Genomic DNA, 19424 nt, shown 5'->3' on the forward strand with positions numbered 1-19424 from the left:
CGCTGTAGAACCTGAGATGTGTCCGATGGCCGAGATCGAATGCCGTTGGTGGGCAACGTCATTAGGGCGGGCCTTGACTCAAGCTGGGAGAAATACGTGGATAACGAGACAGTGACTTGCCGGTTCAAGGATCGCGATGAGGACGATGCGCGTGTGTGGCAAGCCCGACAGTTGGCCAACGGACGCTGGCGGGTGTGGGGCGAAGAGGGCCCGGTGGACTGGACCTACGCCACTGACGAGCTGGAACTTCTGACCAGCGAATATCGCGTCACCTGGGTCATAGATTTGTCTGCGACGTCTGTGCGTGATGCGGCCGAACGAGCACTCATCGTGCAGCGTGACCCGACGAGCATCGCCACGGTGTTCACCGTTCAACCACACCTAAAGGGTGGCAACGGCGTTGCCGGCATCGGCCAGGCCGTGACGATCGACCTGGACGAAACGGGACGATGACCGTTGACGAGTGGCCTGCTGCGGTGAGCGCCGCGCAGGCCACTTTTGTCAGTGGCCCGATCTACACTTCGACTAAGTCAAAGGTCCGCCAGATGGGTGGGCCATGTCGAGTCCCATAAGGGGAAACCATGACCAACCTGACCGAGCTGTACATCGCCGTCGCTGTTGACGACGCCCACTTTGACCCGGACTCGCACCGGAGCACGCGGGGCCGAGCCAACGCGGCCCTGACCACGTGCACGGCCGCTGACGTCGCCGCCCACCAGCCCGTTGACATCCAGCAGTTGCGAGAGCTGCTCTCAGATCCGGCCCGCAGCGAGCAGGGGTCGGACGTGTGACCGCGTTGGGCATTCAAGACCTCGAAGACATCAATGTCGGCGATCCCGATGAGATCGACATACAGATCTACGAGCGTCACGCCGCGATCAGCCGCCTGTACAACGAAATTCAAACTCTTGAACTGCAAAGGACCCATCTGTAATGACCACCACGAAGCTCGGAAGAACGCAAAGCGCGGTCTTGCGTCGACTCGCCCAGAAGCGCGATAGCGGAATCTGGTACCCCGGCTGCGGATGGATCTGGGACAACGTCAGTCGCACCGTGCGCATCATGGAATCCTTGGAGCGACGAGACCTCGTCGACGCCATCCCCGGCACCGGAGGCCGGCCAACCCAGTATCGGCTCAACGAAGCCGGCCGGGCCTGGGTCGACCACCACGACCCCGTTCAACAGATCGCCCGCGCCGTGGCCGAACGATCCGCCGCCGCGGAAACACGGTGACCCACGCGGAAACCGGCTGGGCATGCGTTCTGCCGGCGTGTGGCAACACTGCACCCGCACAAGACCAGCCATGCAGCGAATGCGCCGCCGCGTGGGGACCGTTTCTGCGTCCCCGCCTCTCAGAGCGATCGCCGGCCGATGCGCAGCCCATCCTCTGCCACATCACGGACAGATCAGCTGCGGCCGGCGATCTGAACGCCACATCGATCGCTGTCGCACGCGCCGCTTCGGCAGGAAACCACCCGGCCATGACAGCGAAACCGCCCAATGAGCGCAAACGCAACCAGCGATGCTGGCTCTGCGAAGAGAAACACACGTGCACCAAGGAACCCAACGGATGGGAATGTGACCACTGCCGCCAGAACGTGCGGTGAATCACCAGCCCCGTGCGACCAGACCAGACCGACCAGCCCCTCCCCGCCGCGGGGGAGGGGCTGGTCGTTTGTATGCCGTATTACCCTGGTGGGTAACCATATTCGACTGACGGTAAGTGTCGGTAGGGCGCGATAGAATTTGTGGTGTCGGGGCGCGCCATCAGGGTGGCCCCGCGGTCCCGGAAGGGAAGCAGCAGATGGTCAAGACATTGGCGGGGTTGCGGCGTGCTTTGCAACCAGGAGCGGTGATCGAACTGGCATATCGGGAGCGGCCGACGCTACCAGGTGGGATTGATGCCACAGGGGTACCCCAGCGCGTGGTCAAGTCGCAAGGCAACGCCGTGGCTTTGGAGTCTGTGCGGACGGGCTCTGATGCGCCGTCGTGGTTGTACTGGCCGAAGGCCTCGGAGGTGACCTTCTCCATCGAGGCGGGTACCTGTGCGTCGTTGTTCACCATTCGCGGTATGACGTATCGGATCGTGCAGGACTCGCGCGTTGGCGCCGCGGGTGGGGGTCGGTAATGGGGTGCAGAGTCGAAATCGAAGCCGCCGAGTTCTCGGTACCCGAGGAGCGGGCTGAGGAAGCGGCCACTGTACTGGCGGCACTGGGCCTGTGGTGTGGCGAACCGGGGAATAAGGATGGCGTCGATGCCCTCCTGGACGCGCTCGAATCGGCCGGCTTCGAGGCGGAAGCCCGTCAGGACGGAGTAGCTATCGTTGGCTATCTCGGCAAGTCCCGCGAGGAGGATGAGATCCTGGTCGCGCTGGCGCCCTATGTGCCGACGGAGTCATTTGTGCAGTGGCTTGGGGAGGACGGCTATCACTGGCGCAACGTTGTGCGAGACGGCGCAATGGTCAGCCAACGAGTCCGTTGGGATGACGACGGTGTGGGCCCGGTACGGGCGCCGGAATTGGTCACGGTGATCCCGGTGCAGTACCGCGATGCGGCCAATTGGAAGGTGGCGGCCCGGATCCAGTTACGGGGGGCTATCACCGCCAGCCAGATCGCATCTTTGCGGGGTGCGCTGGATGAGGGGTGCTATTTCGTGCCGCAGCAGATCGGTCAGTCGCACCTGGGGGCTTCAGCGTGGTCGTCGTTTCCTTGCGACGATGACCACGGGTGGCACGAGATGGAGCTCGACAGCGTCGAGATTCGGCGCGCCGATGAGATGCAGAGAATTGTCTACTGCGGCGAAGACGACGAATGTGGCACGGTGGCCGACTTCGTCGAACGGGTGGCCCGGGCAGCGGCCGCTGGCTGGGATGCCGGAGGCCACGACGAGGATGAGGCAGAGTGATGGGGCCGGTCGGGCGGGACCATCGGAAAGCGCGTCGTCGAGCGAGTGCATACGCCGGCAAGTTTCATGCCGAAACTACCCGCAAGGGCGTATCTGTTGAGCCTACGGACGAAGTGCTCCGGCAGGTATTCGCAGGGTGTGTGCGTCCAGCCCGTGTGTGCGAGTACAGCCTCATCCGGGATGAGATCGCATCGTTCTATGCCGTAGCGCCTAAGGGTTAATCGCCAAGGGGAGTCCAGGGGTCGGGAGAGGCAAAAGCCGTAAACCTGACCCCTCCCCGCCGCCGGGAGGGGTCAGGTTTACTCAGCGTGATGTGAATCGAGTGGTGGTGGCGTGTGCGAGCACGAATGAAGTGATGTCGGTCCAGGTAGGTAGTGTTGTGCGCTGTGGGGCAGGCCATTCGGGCGAGCCCCAGATGAATGCCCAGAGGGGTGGTTGTGTTGATGAAGTCATTGGCCGAACTGAAGCGTGCGCTGCAACTGGGAGTTGTGGTGACAATGGTGCATCGCGAGGATCCACCGTTGCGCGGTGGGTATGACGCTACAGGTAAGCCGCGCAGGGTGGTCCGAGTCCAGTCGAAGGGCGTGGCGTTCGAGTCGATAGTGCCCGGAATCGACAAGCCATCGTGGCTACATTGGCCGCGCGCTGCCGATGTGTTATTCGCGGTGGAGGAAACCACGGGCGCGGATTTGTTCACGGTCTCAGGCCTGACGTACCGCATAGAGAATTCGGACCGAATGGAGCCTTCGGGGCCATCGGGCGGTGCGGCCTAATGGCCGGCTATGTGCTTGATGTCGGCACTGAGGACATCGGTGTGGTGGTCGCGAGAATGCCGGGTGTGGAGCCGTTTCGCATCATCGACCAGGCGTTTAGCAAGTGGGTCGAAGATCTCGGGGAGGAGCTGGAGTCGGAGCTGCCCAATCCCGCCGAGTTCGGCGCGGGCGTGGAACTGGCCCGTCTGGTGACCTCGGCGCAAGAGGCCGGCGTCTTGGATGGGGATCCGCGGCTGAACATTGCAGTCAACGGTGATGACGAGTACGGCCCAGACGGGGTGGACGGGTATTACGTGCTGGTGGACAACAAAAGCGCCGGCTATCCGAAGACCAGCCTGACGTCGGGATGGAGGGAAGTCTGCGGGCCTCTCGAAGGCACTCCGCCGTGTGAGGCGGCGCGGTTCTATCTGGACATGGTGTGCGATGAAGCCAACACAGTGTTGCAGTCGCCTGTCTGTGCGCCCGTATCAGACTGGCGGACAATGGTTGTCATCCACCAGGCGGACCGGCGCTTTGACCCTGCCGTCGTGCTGTGTCCCAGCGAAACCGCGGCGCTCAGCAGGCTCAGGGACGACTTCAGCGACGAACTCACCGGCCGCGAGATTGCGGACGACGATCTATTGGGTTGGCTGGATCGCGAGTGCTCGGTGAGCGTCAGAATCGCCGAGGTGCACACCCTCTAGGAGGATCGCGGGAGGGTCGCGAGTATCGTGCGGTCCTTCCGCGATTCGCGGAGCGGAATCGGTTGTCGGTGGGGCAATGTAGCGTTCGGGTTGTTCAGGCACACCAGTCGGGTGAGCCTCGGATCCTGAAGGGACAGCCATGGCAGCCACCAAGATCGAGACCCGTGATCGGGGCAATGCCCGTCGCCGCCAGGAGCTGCGCCGCAGCAACGCGGCGACGCCGATCCCCGATGGGCGGCGCAAGCGCACCCGTTCGTGGGGTAAGCAGCAGATCCGCAAGGAGTGGCGCTGATGGACGCTTATGGGCACGGGTACGGCGAGATTCTGCGGGCCGTTGAACGTCGAACCGGACTGGCGTTCGAGATGTTCAACTCCGGTGGGGGAGTCATGATTTTCGAGGCCCGCCTCGAAACCGGTCACTACGTTTGGGTGTCCGATGCCGACGCGGGTGTTTGGTCTCTGCCTCGTCGTCGGGAGATGGAAGCCGCGGGCACGGCTGTCGGCTACCACCTCGCCGTCTACCCGCCAATGACTGCGCCTGAGCGGGCTGCGGAGGTCTACGGCGGCACCGCTGCCGACTACAGCAGGGACTCGAAGGTCGAGTGGCGCGGCGATTGTGACAGCAATCGTTGTGTGGCGTCTGTACATCACGGCACGGCGTCGGCTGAACGACTTCCTGAGTTGGTCGAGTTGGCGGTCTCGAGTCTGCCGCGCAACGCTCACCACAACATCAATGCAGGCGAGTTCGGACGAGCTGTCGGTACTGACCTACCCTGCCCGTGCGAACGAGAGCAGCTCGTCTGCACGGGCGGCACCCACACCGTGACCTACGGCGTCGATGACTACTGAGTCGTACACCGGAATACCCAGCGGTGCAGTGCAAATGAAGGGTTAGAGGAGCTCTGTATGGAGATTGCGGTGTACTTGAATGAGGCCGAGTTGGGTGATGAACGTGCCTTTGCGTCTGAGAGCGCGGTGTTGCGGCTGGCGGTGCAGTTTCAGATGCCTGCTGCCGGCGCATCGGGCGGGCTGCCCGTCGAGCTGCTGGAGACTGTGTTCGACCAGCTCAACATCGGTGGATACCTGATCGCGGCGGAGCCGTGGGCGGCGCGGTACCTGGAAGCAGGAAACCGGTTGCTGTCGGTCGGTGACGTCGTGGTCGTTGCCGGAAGCGCCTACGCGGTGGCAGCCTCCGGATGGGATTTCGTTCCGGCGCCCGAGCTGCAAGAGGCCGTCGATCGCCATGCCCGCATGGCAGTTGGCTGAGCGAGTATGTGACGCTGACGGCCACGCTTGGCCGTCAGGAGGTCATGGTGAGCTGGACCCTGTCCCTCCCCGCCGCAGGAGAGGGGCAGGGATGAGTGTGTCTGAATCGGTTGATGTTTCGGCGGCACCGGTGTTGTCGGTGGGGCCTTGTAGTGTCCTTTTCGGATAGGCCAGCCGGGCTTGTCCAGGCTCCCGCTAGGGGAGCCGCCCCGACTTTCGGGGTGGCATGAGTGAGAGGTGGTCACGGAATGGCCAACGGAGTAGCACGATTCGTCGGGATGGCCACAGGGGCTGTCGTCCACGCGGATGGCCGGGCCGTCACCTGGTACGGCGACGCGCGTCTTTTCGAGCTGTCCCCGCCATTGCAGGGGTTCTCGATGGTGGTTGCTTCGACCCTGAACGATGCCGTGTCCATTCGCGGCGATTCGGATGCTGTGGATCGAGGCGTGGAGACGCTGATATTCGGCGTGTCTGCGAACGGAATGGAAATCGACCCAGAATGGGAGGTTCTGCCGGGCGGCGGACGCGGCAGCTTGGTACAAGATGCCCTGAGCGAAGCCGGATACTCGGTTCTGGCATAGCACAGTGGAAATGGACATCAGCATTTCACGGGATGAGGGCGAGTTGAACTCTGTGGGGAGGAACGGCGCGGTGGTATCTGGCTTGGTTGAGATCGTGGACCTGGCGGCACGGCGCGGATGGACACTGGGAACCACTGCCGAGGGCGGGTTGTGGTGGACCCGAGGTGGCGATGAGGTGCAGGCGACGTTCGCGAAGGCATCGCAACGGTTGATTCGATGCGAGCTGATACAGGTCTACTACCGCGACCACCATGAGTGCGATCCGCGGCCTCAGGGTGTGGAACTGGAGCGCGAGATAGCTGCGGCAGGTGGCAGAGGCGAGCAGGGGTTGTCGCTACTGCGTCACTGGCTGAACGAGCCGCCCCGCAACTTCGGCGATCCCAGCTTGGCCAGCAGGCCGTGCCCCGTTCACGACGAGGAACCACCGCTGGCTCCTGTAGGTGAATGGCCGACGTTCGGCAGGCCTGAGGGAAGCCAGGACGGTGCGTCAGTAGGACGGGTGTGGATTGAGTACACCGAGGAGGACGGCGGCACCGGCTCGGCACGATGGGGCCGCACAGAAGATCGACATGTGGACGCGATTCTGAATGCTGCGGAAGCGGCTATTGGGAGACCACCGGATACGGCGTCGTGAGCGAGCGGCGAGCGGTGGGGAAGTTGTCGGTATGCGGCTGTAATGTTCGTGCTGGTTGGAGCGCACCATTCGGGTGGCTTCCGCAAGCCCCTGGGGGGTAATCGTGTCGGGACAATTGGAGCATTGCGGCGGCGCTAGCTGCTCGACACCCCAAAGTGACTGCGTCCGCTGCGATTCCGCAGGGGTGCCCGTGATGGTGATTCTGCGGGGGCTGCCAGCGTCGGGAAAGTCGACGTGGGCCAAGGCATGGCGCGATGCCGTCCCGGGCCAGCGGCTGATTGTCGGACGCGACCAGATTCGCCACGACGTGTTCGGGTGCTTCCGTGGGCTGACCCAGCTACAGGAGGACACCGTGACCGAGATTGAGGTGAGCCTTGTCGCCCAGGCACTGCTCGAACGCAAGTCAGTGGTGATCGACGACACCAATGTCGAAGACGCTCATTTGGCGCAGTGGACCGACCTGGCCGCACGGCTTGGCGTGCGGTTCGAGATCGTCACGATCGACACCCCGCTGGATGAGTGTTTGGTGCGTAACCGTGAACGCGGGGCTGCCGGTGGACGGTTCGTCCCCGAAGAGATCATCGAGTGGATGCACGAGCTGTCGAAGGAGTCGATCCGCGCGTAGCGCCTGGCGATCCAGATTCCGCCGCCACTGTGAGGAGTGTCATAGTGACGGCGGAATCGCTGTGGAGCCCAGGTACTCACTAGATAAGGGGAATCAGCAATTCGGCCAGCCTGGCCACTGGAGGAATCTAAATGTGCATAGCTCGCGATGAGGTCGGAGGTCCAAAGCGGTGTAGCGGAGACTGCCGGCAGCAGTTGATGTCATCGCAGTCGGAGGTCGAGAACCTGGAGCGTCGCAAAGCGGAGATGCAGAGTCACCTGTCGCGCGCAGACGACGAACCGCAGGCGATTGCCCGGACGGACGATCAAGCCCTCGTCGGCCAACCGCCGGCGCTGTCTAGTGGTCATGGCGGCCAACAGAGCCCAGGCCGAGTGAGGGAAGTGTTCGCTACTAGAGACGCCGCCGTCGCCAGCATGGTGTCGGAAATCGAGTCGATGAATGCGGGCGGCAACGCCTACGCAGACGTGAATGTGCCCGGGCTCGCCGGTGAAGTAGTGATGGGCAACGAGAGGGACGGCTACATCCTGGACCAGGAGGCCCTGCGCTCTGCGAAGCTCCGGCACGAGCGCCTCGATGTGACTCTGGATGGCTTGCCCAGCATCACCGCGCTCCCTCGGCCGCGGAACGCGCAGCAGGTAGCCGCTCGCCTGAATGCTCGGCGCGACGCAGCGCTAGACATAGCAAGCAATGCTGTTGAGCTGGCCGACGCCGTTTTGAAGCGGGGTGACGTCGAGGCGTCGGGTGATCTGTTGAACACGGCGCGTCGGTACCAGGCTGAGGCGTCCCGGATCGACGCCAAGCGGGTCTAAGAAGGGGTCACGTTCCCAGAGTCCGCCCCTCCCCGCCGCAGGGGCGGGCCCGGGAGTCTTGTACGAAGACGTGTCGGTAGTCCGCGGTAGAATTGTTGTGTTGTAGGGCAGGCCATTTGGGCTTGCCTGTAGATCCCGGAAGGGGAGAGTGTTGTTGAACACGGTTATTGGACTGGCCCTGTCGATAAAGGTGGAGAACCACTACAGCGACGGCCACCAGTCCAAGAGGGTCGAATCGGTCGAGGTGGATCCGTTCGATGATATGGAGGGACTGTGGGATCAGCTGCAGGAATTCACCGGTGACGGTCACGGTATCGACAGCGATCTGGGTTACTTGTACACGGTGACCATCGTCGAGGCACCCAAGATGCCGGAGCTGGTTGGCCGAAGCAATGAGTGGTGCGGATCGTGACCGCGCCGCATCCGCCTGCCGCGGTAATCAACGCGGTCACGTCGCTACGCGATGCGTTCGCTGACATCCATGTCATGCATGAGTGCGACGAGACCTGCCCGGACAACTGCGAATTGAGCGACTACAGCGAGTCTGCCCTGCGCGATCACGACGAGACGAACTTCGATGTGCGCGAGACGATCCACGACTGCGCGGAAGCACTCGTGGAGGTATTGGAGGAATGGCTGGGCGTGGACGCGCTAGCCGCCCCGGCCGAGGAAGCGGCGACACAAGGCGCACTTGAAAACGAGCGCTACAGCCCGTAGCGCCAGCTGGTTGCGGCGCGGCCTGGCCGAAGTGGGGCCATGTCCGGTCGGGATGGAGCCCAGGATCTCAACCGAAAAGAGAGAAGCAGATGTCAAACGACGAGCGTAAGACGCGAATCAGGGCAGGGATGTTGGAGCAGTTTGCGAAGAGCGCCCGCCTTCACTTCGGCAGTCACCCGGACACGTGGTCAGTTGCCAAGGCCGCGGAGCGATCTTGGCAGATCGTTGATCAAAGCGGGGTCGACCACTCCGCCCGACGGTGGCCGACGAAGCGGGCGGCGAAGGAGGAGCTTGGAACCGGTCGTCATCACCGGCAGTGGGAGGAAAACACGGCCTGGCTACTGGGCAGTTCTACAGATCCGAGGTTGCGGCAACTGGCCGCCGATGAGCGCGACGTCGTCGACAGCGTCCTGTCGGAGCTTCCGCCGGTGGTATGGACCGACGGTGCTGGTCACCGCCATGTCATCGAGCAGGCCTCCGATGGCCGGTTCTCGGACCATTGCTTTGACCCGCTGGGGTTTGACTTGTGGGGGTACGACGGCGCCGGGAAGTACAGCGCGGCCCATGACCGTGCGCCTTTCCAACGCAGTCCCTTTCGGTCGCGAGACGAAGAATGACCACCCCGATAGGAGTAGTAGGCATGACGACGGAGTTTCCGCGCTACACCAACTGGCGGACCGACACTATGCAGACTGACCAGGCTCGGATGAACATCGCTGCCTTCACTGCTGACGACGAGCGCGTTCGAGCGCTACACGACGAGTCGCACCCAGGCCACAGGCAGGCGAACGCTGATTTCCTGATGTGCTTGGACAAGGGGGACATCGTGTCTCGCTACCAGCTGCTCGAAATGCAGATGAAGTCCCAGCTGTTGAGCCAGCGGACGCATCACGAGCGGGAGGTCAGCCAGTTGCGTGCTCTCGTAGGCGCTGCGGGCGAGTGGTGGAACACGTGTGTGAAGGCACGTCGGGCTGGTCGCAAGACCATCCAGATCGCTCTGATGCCGGAAGGGCATCGGGGGTAGGCGACTCGGTGGGGATCCGCTTGGTCCCCACCCCTCCCCGCCGCAGGGCTGGGGAGGGGTGTTAGTAGATGCTGAGGCTCGATTTATGTTGTGGCGTAGTGGTATAACGCCTTCGAGTGTCGGTGTCCATTGGTAGAATCGACGTAGTGAGGCTGGTCAATCGGGTCGGCCTTCGTGTTCCCGGGAAGGGGAGTTTCGTGACTGCTGTCGTTGAGGGTTCGGTGGATACGGAATCGCGGTCGGTGGCCGAGTTGCTTGGGTCTGGTGTGGAACCAGGGTCGATGGTGTGGGCTACGACGGTGGAGCGTGGCGGGTTGGCGGGTTGGCTGGTGGTTGAGCGTGGCTTGGCACAGGGGCGGGAGCGGCGGTGTGCGGTCGTCATGCCTGATGCGCACGAGGTGGTGGTTGCCGGGCCGATTTCGGAGGTACGGGTCTTGGCTGGCCCGATCCCGACTGACGAGGTGATGCCGGGATGGGCGTCGGCGATCGCTGCAGCTTTCTGGGATACCGAGGATCTGCGTGCCGAGCGGAACGCGGCCCGTGCGGCGTTGGTTGCGAAGGATCAACGCCTTGAAGAGATCGTGGATGCAGCCCACGAGTATGCCGACCGATACCAGCTTTGTGAACGATTTGACGAGTTCATGCTTTCTCAGGCCTTGCCCGCGCGCTCGAATGACTACATCGCGGGAGTCAATGTAACGGTGCGAGTGCGTATTCCGGTGTCGTCGTACAACTCCGACGCTGCGGGTGAAAAGGTAACCGACGAGATGGTGCAAGAGGCGATTTATGCGTTGCGGGGAGGAGATCTCGCCGATGCTATCCAGGACCACGAACTGCTGGACGTTGAGCGTGCCTGAGCGGCACTAATTCAGTGGATTCAGTGGCCGGGCATCTCTAGAGGCCGGCCACTGAATTCCCCACCCCCTCCCCGCCGCTGGAGGGGGCTGGGATGCTTCATAATTCGTTTGCTCAGTCGCCGCCGCCGCCGCCGCCGCCGCTGCCGTTGTCGGCCGGCGTTGTTTGTCGGTGGGGTCGGGTAGCGTTCTTTGTGTTGGGCATGCCAGTCGGGTTGCCTACAGGAGTCCCGAGAGGGGAAGTTGTCGTGGGTGTTGGATTTGCGGCCGATAGTCGGGCGTTCTCAGTGGCATTGCGGGGACTGGCCGGGCAGATCGTCACTGTCGAAGTCGGTCTATCCGCGGGGTTGCCGGGCCTACATATCGCCGGGGTACCGGACACGTTGTCGGTCGAGTCGTGTGATCGTGTCCGAGCTGCCACGCTCAACTCTGTCGGCGGGAGCTGGCCGATGACAGCGGTGACGGTGGCGCTGCACCCAGCGGGCCTGCCCAGGCCCGGATCGGTATGTGACCTGGCGTTAGCGGCGGCGATACTGGCCGCGCAGGACAACTCACGGTCTCGCAGACTTGAGAAGACCATCCTGTTGGGGGAACTGGCCCTCGATGGCCGAGTGCGGCCCGTCCGTGGTGTATTGCCCGCAGTGTTGGCTGCGAAGCAAGCGGGTTGGTCGGCGATCGTGGTCCCAGCGGAGAACCTGGCTGAGGCGGCCTTGGTCGAGGGCATGGAGGTTTGGGGTGTTCGCACGCTTGGCCAGATGATTGCCTGGCTAGACACGGGCAGAACCCTCGATCTAGGGGCCGCGGATCCGGAGCAAGATCGCAAGGTTGAGGATCCGGCTTCCCCACCGGTAGCGGCAGGTTGGACAGAGGTGGGGCAGGCAGTGGAGGTGGCCGCGGCAGGCTGCCATCACATGCTCCTCGTCGGGCAGGACAGCTCCGCCACGGCAGCGATTGCACACAGGTTGGTGGCGGTGCTGCCCGATCTGAACGACGAAGAGGCACTAGAGGTAACCGCGTTGCATTCGGTAGCAGCGATGCTGGAAGCGGCCAATCCACGAATCACCCGACCACAGTTGGTCTCTCCGCCGGCCGCTTCGAGTGTGGGTGCCCTGGTCGGGGGTGGAAGTGGACTTGCCCGTCCCGGCGCGATCAGCCTTGCGCACCGCGGGGTGCTGTTCCTCGACGATGCCGCCGAGATGGGAGTGTCTGCGATGGAGGCCATACGGTTCCCGCTGGAAGACGGCGAGGTCCGGATCGCACGGCGCGCTGGGGTGGTGTGCTACCCAGCACGCTTCCAACTGATCCTGGGGACTAGAGAGTGCGGGTGTGCCGCGGGCAGCCAGACGGACTGCATCTGTTCGGCACCCACGCGGGCGCATTACAACCGCAGGCTGTGTGGGGCGCTGCTCGATCGGATGGATGTACGCGTGCGGTTATCCCCGGTTTCGACTGCAAAGCTGGCAGCGGGCGCAGGAGGCGGTGGTAGGGCTGCTAGTGAGCGAGTGGCGGCGGCGCGGCTGATTGCGATGGAGCGGTGGGGCCCGCATGGCTTCTGCCGCAATGCGGAGGTACCCGGCTCGCTGTTGCGGCGGAAGTTCCGGCCATCGTCGGCCGCGATGGAACCGATGCGCACGGCGCTGGAGCTCGGATCTATCAGCGTCCGGGGTGCCGATCGCTGCTTGCGGGTGGCGTGGACGGTGGCCGACCTTGCAGGGCGGACCTCGCCATCGTTGGCCGATGTGCAGGCGGCGATGAGCTTTCGTCAGGGAGGGGTTGCGTGATGACTGATGAGTTGCGCCGCGCCTGGGCGTATTTGTCGAGAGTTGCGGAAGGGCACTGCGCCCAGTTGAACGCGTTGGTCAGCGAGGTTGGCCCCCTCGATGCAGTAGGCAAGATCAAGGCTGGTGACATCGAACCATCGCTGGCTAGCCTGATCGGGATGCGCGGCGAGTTGGACTGTGCAGCTAATGATCTGGATGTGCTGGATCGAATGGGCGGTCGCCTGATCACTCCGGGCGATGATGAATGGCCATCGCGGGCGTTCGAGGCGTTCAACGCGCCGATTGGCTCCGAGCTGAGCAACGGACACCCCCCGCTGGTGCTGTGGGCGGTAGGCCCGGAGAACCTTGCAGACCTCGCTGACCGCGCGGTAGCGGTTGTCGGCAGCCGAGCCGCAACCGCATATGGCGAACACGTCGCGGCGGACCTGGCCGCCGGCATAGCCGCCCGCGGCGTTGCCGTTGTTTCAGGTGGCGGATACGGCGTCGACGGATCTGCGCACCGTGGCGCTTTGGCCTGTGAGGGGCCGACTGTCGCCGTGATGGCCGCGGGCATTGACACCCCCTATCCGGCGGGGCACAGCGCATTGTTCCGCCGGATCGGCGACGCGGGCCTGCTGGTTAGCGAGTCTCCGCCGGGATCGTCCCCAGGACGTATGCGGTTCGTGGCCCGCAACCGACTCATCGCCGCATTGTCGGCGGCAACGGTGGTGGTTGAGTCCGGTCTACGCGGTGGTGCGATGAACACCGCGGGTTGGGCTAAGACACTGGGTCGACAGCTCGGGGCAGTGCCGGGTCCGGTCACCTCGGCAGCGTCGCAAGGGTGTCACGCACTTCTGCGCGACGGTGCGACTCTGGTCAGCACAGCGGAGCAAGTGGTCGAACTGATGGGCACGCCTGCCGATGATCAGAACCAATTGAACCCGGAGCCTGCGAGATGAAGAGGTCAACATACAGAGTGACCGCGTTGCTGCCCGACCCTAGCGGGAAACTGGTCCGGGACAACCGCTATGCAATGAACAGCGGCATCCGCCGTTCCGAGGACATGGTGCGGCAATACGCACGAGAACTAGGTATGGCGCTTTACGGAGACACCCCAGAGCGCCAAGGGGATACCTACCGCCGGGCGTGGCGAGATGCTGAAGGCGTGGTACGTGCGACAACCGCGGTCGTGAAAGAGCCGAGCCCCTCAACCTAACTGTGTGCATCGCGATCGATTTCGGGGCCAGGCAGAGATCTCGGCCGTCCCGAAAGCCGCTGTTGACGGCCGTGGAGTGAGAGGGGGACTTGCACATGATGTTGCGAATTGTGCAGGTCGCGACCGTCAAGCAACGGTGATTCCAGGTTTACGGTGGGTGCCATGGGCACTATCCCAATGGAGTTCGGGCGTGACGAGCTACCCGACACGTCAGGGTGGCATCTCCGCGCCCGACAGTGGCGTGCAGCCGGCCGACGGTCACGACAAGCCCCACTTTTCCTGGGCGGTAGGCGACGGAAATGCCCTCACGCGCCGGTACTTAACGGGTAGAGACGATAGGCCGGGAGGGTTCGCGGGTGACTGCCAAGCAGTTCGATGAGCTGACGTATTGGGACGCAACGCCGCTGTTGCGGTGGTTTGAGGGCGTTGATCCGGGCTGGAGGCCCCCCGGGCAATCGTGGGCCATTGCTCGGTCGGATCCGTATTGGGGTCGAGTGCTGGAGAAGGCACAGAAGGCCTACGGCGACCCGAACATTCACTTCAACACCGGCAACAAAGCCGCCCAGCGCTATCTGGTGTTCGGTGATGGCACGCGTCTTCCTGCTGACGGAACCATCGTCTATCGCGACGCGGCGTCGGGGCGTTCGTGGATCCAGAACCTCGATGGCACTTCGACCCTCGAAGGCCAGTTCGGGCAGCCCGAAGGCCCGCCGATCACGCCGGCTGATTACCTGCCAGTGGACGGCAAGTTCGTCCCCGTCGACAAGCAAGGCCAGCAGATCGGCCCGCAGGTTGATTCAGTACCGGAGCGCCAGGCCGCGCCCGCAGGCGATGCGCCGGCACTATCGGTGCCATCGGCGATGACGAAGCCGACGTACCCGGATTGGGCCACGGCCCAAGACCCGGACGTCGGAAACAGGATGACCGACGTGCTGGTGAACCTGTTCAAACTGTTCGGCGATGGATCTCCGGCGGCGAGTAGCTCACCGGCATTCCCGTTCAACACCGAGACAGGCAAAGACAGCGGTATCGAGGGATACGACAAGCTCAAGACCAAGTTCAAACAGCTTGAGCGCGAATTCAACTCCACTGCCAAGGCTTTCGATGCCGCCATTGGAGAGTCGAAGGTCACTACGGAGCAGGGACGCAAAGCAATCAACGATGCGATCGCCGACTTCAACAGCAAGGTGAGCGCCCTTCCAGAAGGTCGCTTCGATTCGCTGTTGCAGGCGGAGGTAGACGTTATCGGCCAGGCGCGCGCTGCGGTCTCGAAAGCGTCGAACACAGTTCAGAAGATGCCTGCGGTCCCGAGTCCGGGCGGCTCCGCAACACCGGCGGCGGTGACGCCGCTGTCGAACAGTCCGTTGCAGGATGTGCCGCCACCGGTAGGGGCGATGCCGCCGGCGACAGCGACTGCGGGCATGAGCAGGCCGGCCGCTGACGGCAGACTGGAGGATCTGCTGGCAGGTGCCGCGCCGGTGGCCAGCAGCCTGCTCAACCCGATGTCGACGCTCGGCGGTCTGCCCGGTGCCGCGCTCGGAGGTGGCGCGAATCCGCTTGCCCCGATCGGAGATGTGGTCAGGTCGGTAGCCAAACTCGCGGCCGCCCCAAGCAGCAAGGACGAGCAAAAGCCGGATTTGACAGCGGTACACCCGGCCACGACTCCGCCGCCGTTCGGGACAAAGGTGACGCTGCCCGACGGCCAGGTGGTCGATGCACCAAACGAAAAGGCCGCCGCCGCGGCGACCAACGCCTTGCAAGGCGCTGAGGGCGGCGATGCTGCCCAGCAGGCCTACGACGGTGTGCTCGACCTGGACGACAAGAATCTCGGGGCCAAGATCGAGCCTGCTGATGTGCAGGCAGGCGACATTCTGAAGTGGAAAGACAAGACGATGGTCGCAGTCGGACCCGGATTGGTGGCAGACCCGAACACCCCGGGGGTCGTGCACAAACTCGATGACGTACTCAAAGACCGCGCGGGCTTCGAGGGGATCTTCCGGCCAACTGCCGATGCGCAATTAGAGGTGCCTGCCCACGCAGCTCCCGAACACGCACCGCCCCCATCTGTCGGCGAGCCGCCTAAAACGCCTTCAGAAGCGCCGCCACGACCCGAAACCGTCCAGCCGCCGTCCAGCCGGCAAGACGATTCGACGATGCTGCTGTCAGGGCCAGGCGGACGTGCAGAGGCCCTAGAGTTGCCGCCAATGCCTGTCCCGCAGCCGGCGCCCCCATCGCCGTTCGGGACGTCGGGTCGCAGCCCTGGCCAACCAGGGTTGACCGCGTCGTAAGTGAGCTGACACCCGCTCGGGTTTGATGACGGCCCACACTTCGGTGTCGGAAGGTCGTGGTCGGCGCGTCCCCGCCGGCGGCGCGGCACTGGCTGATTCCTCAGCCAGTGCCGGCGATTGCCCTTCGCGGCGAGTTCGACTGACCGTCTCCCGTCTCCGCTTTGCAAGGGAAGTGCGACCGACGGGTTCCTGCCGAACCGGATGCGAGCGACCTCGATGCCGGGGTTGCCTCGGGGTCTTGAACGCTGCCGGATCGGCTCGATCACTTTCGATCATTCCCAACCCCTCCCCGCCGCTGGGGCGGGGCTGGGAATGGGTCTAATAAGCGGAAAAGGCGTGGTGGCAGGGAGATTTCGCGCTGTGGATGTCGGTGCGCAGAGGTAGAATTGCAGGTGTAGGGCAGGCCATTTGGGCTCGCCCGTGAATCCTGTGAGGGGACGTTGAATGCGTATTGTTGAGCCGATTTCGACGCTGGTGAGCACTGCTGTGGAGTTGCCGACGATGACGAGTCGGGTGGACCCGGAGGGCGCGCGTCGGATGATGGAGATGTTGGTCAACCTCTATGCCGACCGGCGGCTGGCGGTGGTTCGTGAGTATGTGTCTAATGCGGTCGATGCCACACGTGCTGCGGGGGGTAGCGAGCCGGTGGAGGTGTCCACGCCTTCCCTGATCGAACCGAATTTCGTTGTGACCGACCGAGGTACGGGTATGTCGGTTGCTGAGGTGGAGCAGACGTTTCTGGCGTTCGCTGCATCGAGCAAGCGTGAGAGCAACGAGATGATCGGTGGGCTGGGCGTGGGTGCGAAGTCGGCCTGGGCGCTGGCTGAGTCGTTTCTGGTGGACACGGTGAAGGGTGGTCTGCGCACCACGGTGCGCGCCGCGCGCAACCTAGAGCATCAGGTGTTGTTGGCGGGTGTGCCCAGCGACCTGCCGGACGGGACGACGATCATCGTTCCTGTCGAGATCGGTGCACATGGCGAGGCGTGGCGTCGGGCGGTGCGCGAGGTGGCCTGCGCGCACGACGCGGGTGCGGTGCTGGTGGACGGTGCGCCCGTGGCTAGCCTCGCTGGCGGTCCCACGTGGATCGGGCCGGTGTCGTGCCGACGTGTTGACCGCCCAGACCGCAGTGCGGTGATGGTACGTAGCGGCGGCACACTGTTCACCTCGGTGCCCGAGGTCACCCAGCGAGTGACGGAGGTGACCAAGCTGCCGGCGTGTGTGATCGAGTTGCCGATCGGCTCGTTCGACCACACCCCTAGCCGGGAGTCGGTGATCGCCACCGAGCGGACCCTGGCCGCTGTGGACGGGGCGCTGGGCCAGTTCCGGGTGTCCTATGACGCTCTGGTTCAGGAGGTGTCACGGCTGGCTGCCACCGATGTGGCTGCTGCGGTGGGGTTGCGGTCGGCCACCTTGGGCCGTGTGGCTACAGCGGCCACGTTGCCGATCCCGTTCCGAGTGGGTGTGCCCGCAGGGGTGGGGGCCTGGCACGTGGATACCGCGTCGGGGCGGTCGCGGTGGGCGCGGATCGAGGATTCCCGCGCGGACGTGTTCGAAGCGGGAATCCTCGATCCCGCGCCGCCGCGACGCGGTATCCACGTGCAGGGCCCCCCTGCGGGCACGCCCATTCGGAACGGGATCGGCAACGTGGCCGCTGTAGCCAGCGGCCAAGGTGGCCGACCGCAACCCCACCGCAGCAGCCACATCGGTGGCGGCCGGCCGCTGACACCTCCTGAACCAAGAACGTCATCGGGCACCCCGGAACTGGCCCAGCGCCCCGTCCGCACAGCGGCCAGGGTCCCGGTGGCGATCACCGACTCCCGGCTAGGGGTGTGGTCGAACGAGCCGATCGGGCAACTCGATCACACACACCACCATCACTCGCTGGGTGACCTCGGGCACCGAGGTGAACAGTGTGCCGCCGCTACGTCGGCGTGCTGGGCGGTCGACACGTGGGCCGGCGGACGCCGGCCCGATAGCAGTGGGACCGCCAGCAAGGCCGCCACGGGGCGCCGTCCACCAGCGCGCCGCCCGTCGCAGGCCACCTCCGCGCACCGCCCGACGCCACGCCTCGCCATGTGCGCCGGATCAACAGAACGATGGTGGTTCGTCGTCCGGCAGGTCGCTGGGCACACCCGCCGACGACGCCTGATGCTCTAGGTTGCGCACAGCGCACCGTGGTGCGCAGACCACCTTTCACCAGTGTCCACCAGAAACGAAGCCGCCCCGATCATCTCGTTGCTCTCACGCTTGCTCGATGCAGCGAACGCCAGGAACGTTCCTCTCCACCTCAGCAACCGACATACCCCGTACCTCGGTCGGTCACAACGAAATTCGGTTCGATCAGGGAAGGCGTCGACACCTCCAGCCGGCTCGCTACCCGCCGCGCGTGTGGCATCGACCGCATTAGACACATACTCACGAACCACCGCCAGCCGCCGGTCGGCATAGAGGTTGACCAACATCCATCATCCGACGCGCGCCTCCGCGCTCCACCCGACTCGTCATCGTCGGCAACTCCACAGCAGTGCTCACCAGCGTCGAAATCGGCTCAACAATACGCATTCAAGCGTCCCCTCACAGGATTAGCGGCGAGCCCAAATGGCCTGCCCTAACCTGCACTTCTACTCTGCGCACCGACCCACAGCGCGAAATCTCCCTGCCACCACGCCTTTTCCGCTTATTAGACCCATTCCCCAGCCCCCGGCGGCGGAGAGGGAATGATCGAAAGTGATGGGAGCCTGCAAACATTCAAGACCCCGAGGCGACCCTTCCATCGAGGTCGCTCGCATCCGGTTCGGCAGAACCCGTCGGTCGCACTTCCCTTGCAAAGCGGAGACGGGACACGGTCAGCTCAAACTCGGCAGGAATCAGCCAAGTCGCCGCGGGGACGCGCCGACCACGACCTTCCGACACCGAAGTGTGGGCCGGGTGTCAGCTCACTTACGACGCGGTCAAGGCCAGGGCTGCGACCCGAAACAGCGTCCCGAACGGCGATGGGGGCGCCGGCTCGGGACAGGCATTGGCGGCAACTCTAGGCCTGTCCACGTCCGCCTGGCCCTGACAGCAGCATCGTCGAATCGTCTTGCCGGCTGGACGGCGGCTGGACGGTTTCGGTCGTGGCGGCGCGTTCGAGGCGTTTTAGGCGGCTCGCCGACAGATGGGGGTGGTCGTGTTCGGGGAGCTGCGGGCAGGCACCTCTAATTGCGCATCGGCAGTCGGCCGGAACATCTCGAAGCCCGCGCGTTCTTTTAGTACGTCATCGAGTTTGTGCACGACCCCCGGGGTGTTCG

At 64.1% G+C, this 19424-nt stretch carries 22 protein-coding genes; all 22 read left to right on the forward strand.

What is annotated here, in order from left to right; genetic code table 11:
• The first annotated feature begins 48 nt into the window (after positions 1-48).
• Positions 49-453, forward strand: a complete 405-nt coding sequence (locus ACNQVK_RS03115) for a hypothetical protein (RefSeq protein WP_418028544.1) — start codon at positions 49-51, stop codon at positions 451-453.
• A 128-nt stretch (positions 454-581) separates the two neighbouring features.
• The gene (locus ACNQVK_RS03120) at positions 582-791 is read left to right on the forward strand and encodes a hypothetical protein (RefSeq protein ID WP_418028545.1); all 210 of its coding nucleotides are present in this window, start codon (positions 582-584) and stop codon (positions 789-791) included.
• The gene (locus tag ACNQVK_RS03125; RefSeq protein WP_418028546.1) at positions 788-934 is read left to right on the forward strand and encodes a hypothetical protein; all 147 of its coding nucleotides are present in this window, start codon (positions 788-790) and stop codon (positions 932-934) included. The genes ACNQVK_RS03120 and ACNQVK_RS03125 overlap by 4 nt, the downstream gene beginning before the upstream one ends.
• Positions 934-1233 carry a hypothetical protein gene (locus tag ACNQVK_RS03130; RefSeq protein WP_418028547.1) on the forward strand — a complete coding sequence of 100 codons (300 nt, stop codon included), beginning with the start codon at positions 934-936 and terminating at the stop codon, positions 1231-1233. The genes ACNQVK_RS03125 and ACNQVK_RS03130 overlap by 1 nt, the downstream gene beginning before the upstream one ends.
• A gap of 894 nt (positions 1234-2127) precedes the next feature.
• The gene (locus ACNQVK_RS03135; protein ID WP_418028548.1) at positions 2128-2904 is read left to right on the forward strand and encodes a hypothetical protein; all 777 of its coding nucleotides are present in this window, start codon (positions 2128-2130) and stop codon (positions 2902-2904) included.
• 772 nt (positions 2905-3676) lie between these two features.
• Positions 3677-4360 carry a hypothetical protein gene (locus ACNQVK_RS03140; protein WP_418028549.1) on the forward strand — a complete coding sequence of 228 codons (684 nt, stop codon included), beginning with the start codon at positions 3677-3679 and terminating at the stop codon, positions 4358-4360.
• Between the two features lie 139 nt (positions 4361-4499).
• Positions 4500-4652 carry a hypothetical protein gene (locus ACNQVK_RS03145; protein WP_418028550.1) on the forward strand — a complete coding sequence of 51 codons (153 nt, stop codon included), beginning with the start codon at positions 4500-4502 and terminating at the stop codon, positions 4650-4652.
• Positions 4652-5209 carry a hypothetical protein gene (locus tag ACNQVK_RS03150; protein ID WP_418028551.1) on the forward strand — a complete coding sequence of 186 codons (558 nt, stop codon included), beginning with the start codon at positions 4652-4654 and terminating at the stop codon, positions 5207-5209. Before ACNQVK_RS03145 ends, ACNQVK_RS03150 begins: the two co-directional genes overlap by 1 nt.
• A gap of 57 nt (positions 5210-5266) precedes the next feature.
• On the forward strand, positions 5267-5626 hold the full coding sequence (locus ACNQVK_RS03155) for a hypothetical protein (protein WP_418028552.1): 360 nt from the start codon (positions 5267-5269) through the stop codon (positions 5624-5626).
• A gap of 248 nt (positions 5627-5874) precedes the next feature.
• Positions 5875-6207, forward strand: a complete 333-nt coding sequence (locus ACNQVK_RS03160) for a hypothetical protein (RefSeq protein WP_418028553.1) — start codon at positions 5875-5877, stop codon at positions 6205-6207.
• Between the two features lie 70 nt (positions 6208-6277).
• On the forward strand, positions 6278-6841 hold the full coding sequence (locus tag ACNQVK_RS03165; RefSeq protein ID WP_418028554.1) for a hypothetical protein: 564 nt from the start codon (positions 6278-6280) through the stop codon (positions 6839-6841).
• 103 nt (positions 6842-6944) lie between these two features.
• A complete protein-coding gene (locus ACNQVK_RS03170) occupies positions 6945-7466 on the forward strand; it encodes an AAA family ATPase (protein WP_418028582.1) in 522 nt (173 codons plus the stop codon).
• 197 nt (positions 7467-7663) lie between these two features.
• Positions 7664-8275, forward strand: coding sequence for a hypothetical protein (locus ACNQVK_RS03175; protein WP_418028555.1), 612 nt, complete (start codon positions 7664-7666; stop codon positions 8273-8275).
• A gap of 154 nt (positions 8276-8429) precedes the next feature.
• Complete coding sequence (locus ACNQVK_RS03180; protein ID WP_418028556.1) at positions 8430-8687, forward strand: hypothetical protein; 258 nt, start codon at positions 8430-8432, stop codon at positions 8685-8687.
• Entirely contained in the window at positions 8684-8992 is a 309-nt protein-coding gene (locus ACNQVK_RS03185; RefSeq protein WP_418028557.1) for a hypothetical protein, read from the forward strand. Before ACNQVK_RS03180 ends, ACNQVK_RS03185 begins: the two co-directional genes overlap by 4 nt.
• A gap of 89 nt (positions 8993-9081) precedes the next feature.
• A complete protein-coding gene (locus ACNQVK_RS03190) occupies positions 9082-9609 on the forward strand; it encodes a hypothetical protein (protein WP_418028558.1) in 528 nt (175 codons plus the stop codon).
• A gap of 23 nt (positions 9610-9632) precedes the next feature.
• Positions 9633-10016 carry a hypothetical protein gene (locus ACNQVK_RS03195; RefSeq protein WP_418028559.1) on the forward strand — a complete coding sequence of 128 codons (384 nt, stop codon included), beginning with the start codon at positions 9633-9635 and terminating at the stop codon, positions 10014-10016.
• A gap of 197 nt (positions 10017-10213) precedes the next feature.
• The gene (locus ACNQVK_RS03200) at positions 10214-10873 is read left to right on the forward strand and encodes a hypothetical protein (protein ID WP_418028560.1); all 660 of its coding nucleotides are present in this window, start codon (positions 10214-10216) and stop codon (positions 10871-10873) included.
• 200 nt (positions 10874-11073) lie between these two features.
• The gene (locus ACNQVK_RS03205; RefSeq protein WP_418028561.1) at positions 11074-12651 is read left to right on the forward strand and encodes a YifB family Mg chelatase-like AAA ATPase; all 1578 of its coding nucleotides are present in this window, start codon (positions 11074-11076) and stop codon (positions 12649-12651) included.
• Positions 12651-13589: a DNA-processing protein DprA gene (gene dprA, locus ACNQVK_RS03210; protein ID WP_418028562.1), complete on the forward strand. Its 939-nt coding sequence runs from the start codon at positions 12651-12653 to the stop codon at positions 13587-13589. Before ACNQVK_RS03205 ends, dprA begins: the two co-directional genes overlap by 1 nt.
• Positions 13590-14202: 613 nt before the next feature.
• Positions 14203-16134 (forward strand): hypothetical protein, encoded by a 1932-nt coding sequence (locus tag ACNQVK_RS03215; protein ID WP_418028563.1) that lies wholly within the window; start codon positions 14203-14205, stop codon positions 16132-16134.
• 444 nt (positions 16135-16578) lie between these two features.
• Complete coding sequence (locus tag ACNQVK_RS03220; RefSeq protein ID WP_418028564.1) at positions 16579-18291, forward strand: ATP-binding protein; 1713 nt, start codon at positions 16579-16581, stop codon at positions 18289-18291.
• Positions 18292-19424 lie beyond the last annotated feature (1133 nt).

The organism is Mycobacterium sp. 134 (assembly GCF_048282715.1).
Lineage (GTDB): Bacteria > Actinomycetota > Actinomycetes > Mycobacteriales > Mycobacteriaceae > Mycobacterium > Mycobacterium septicum.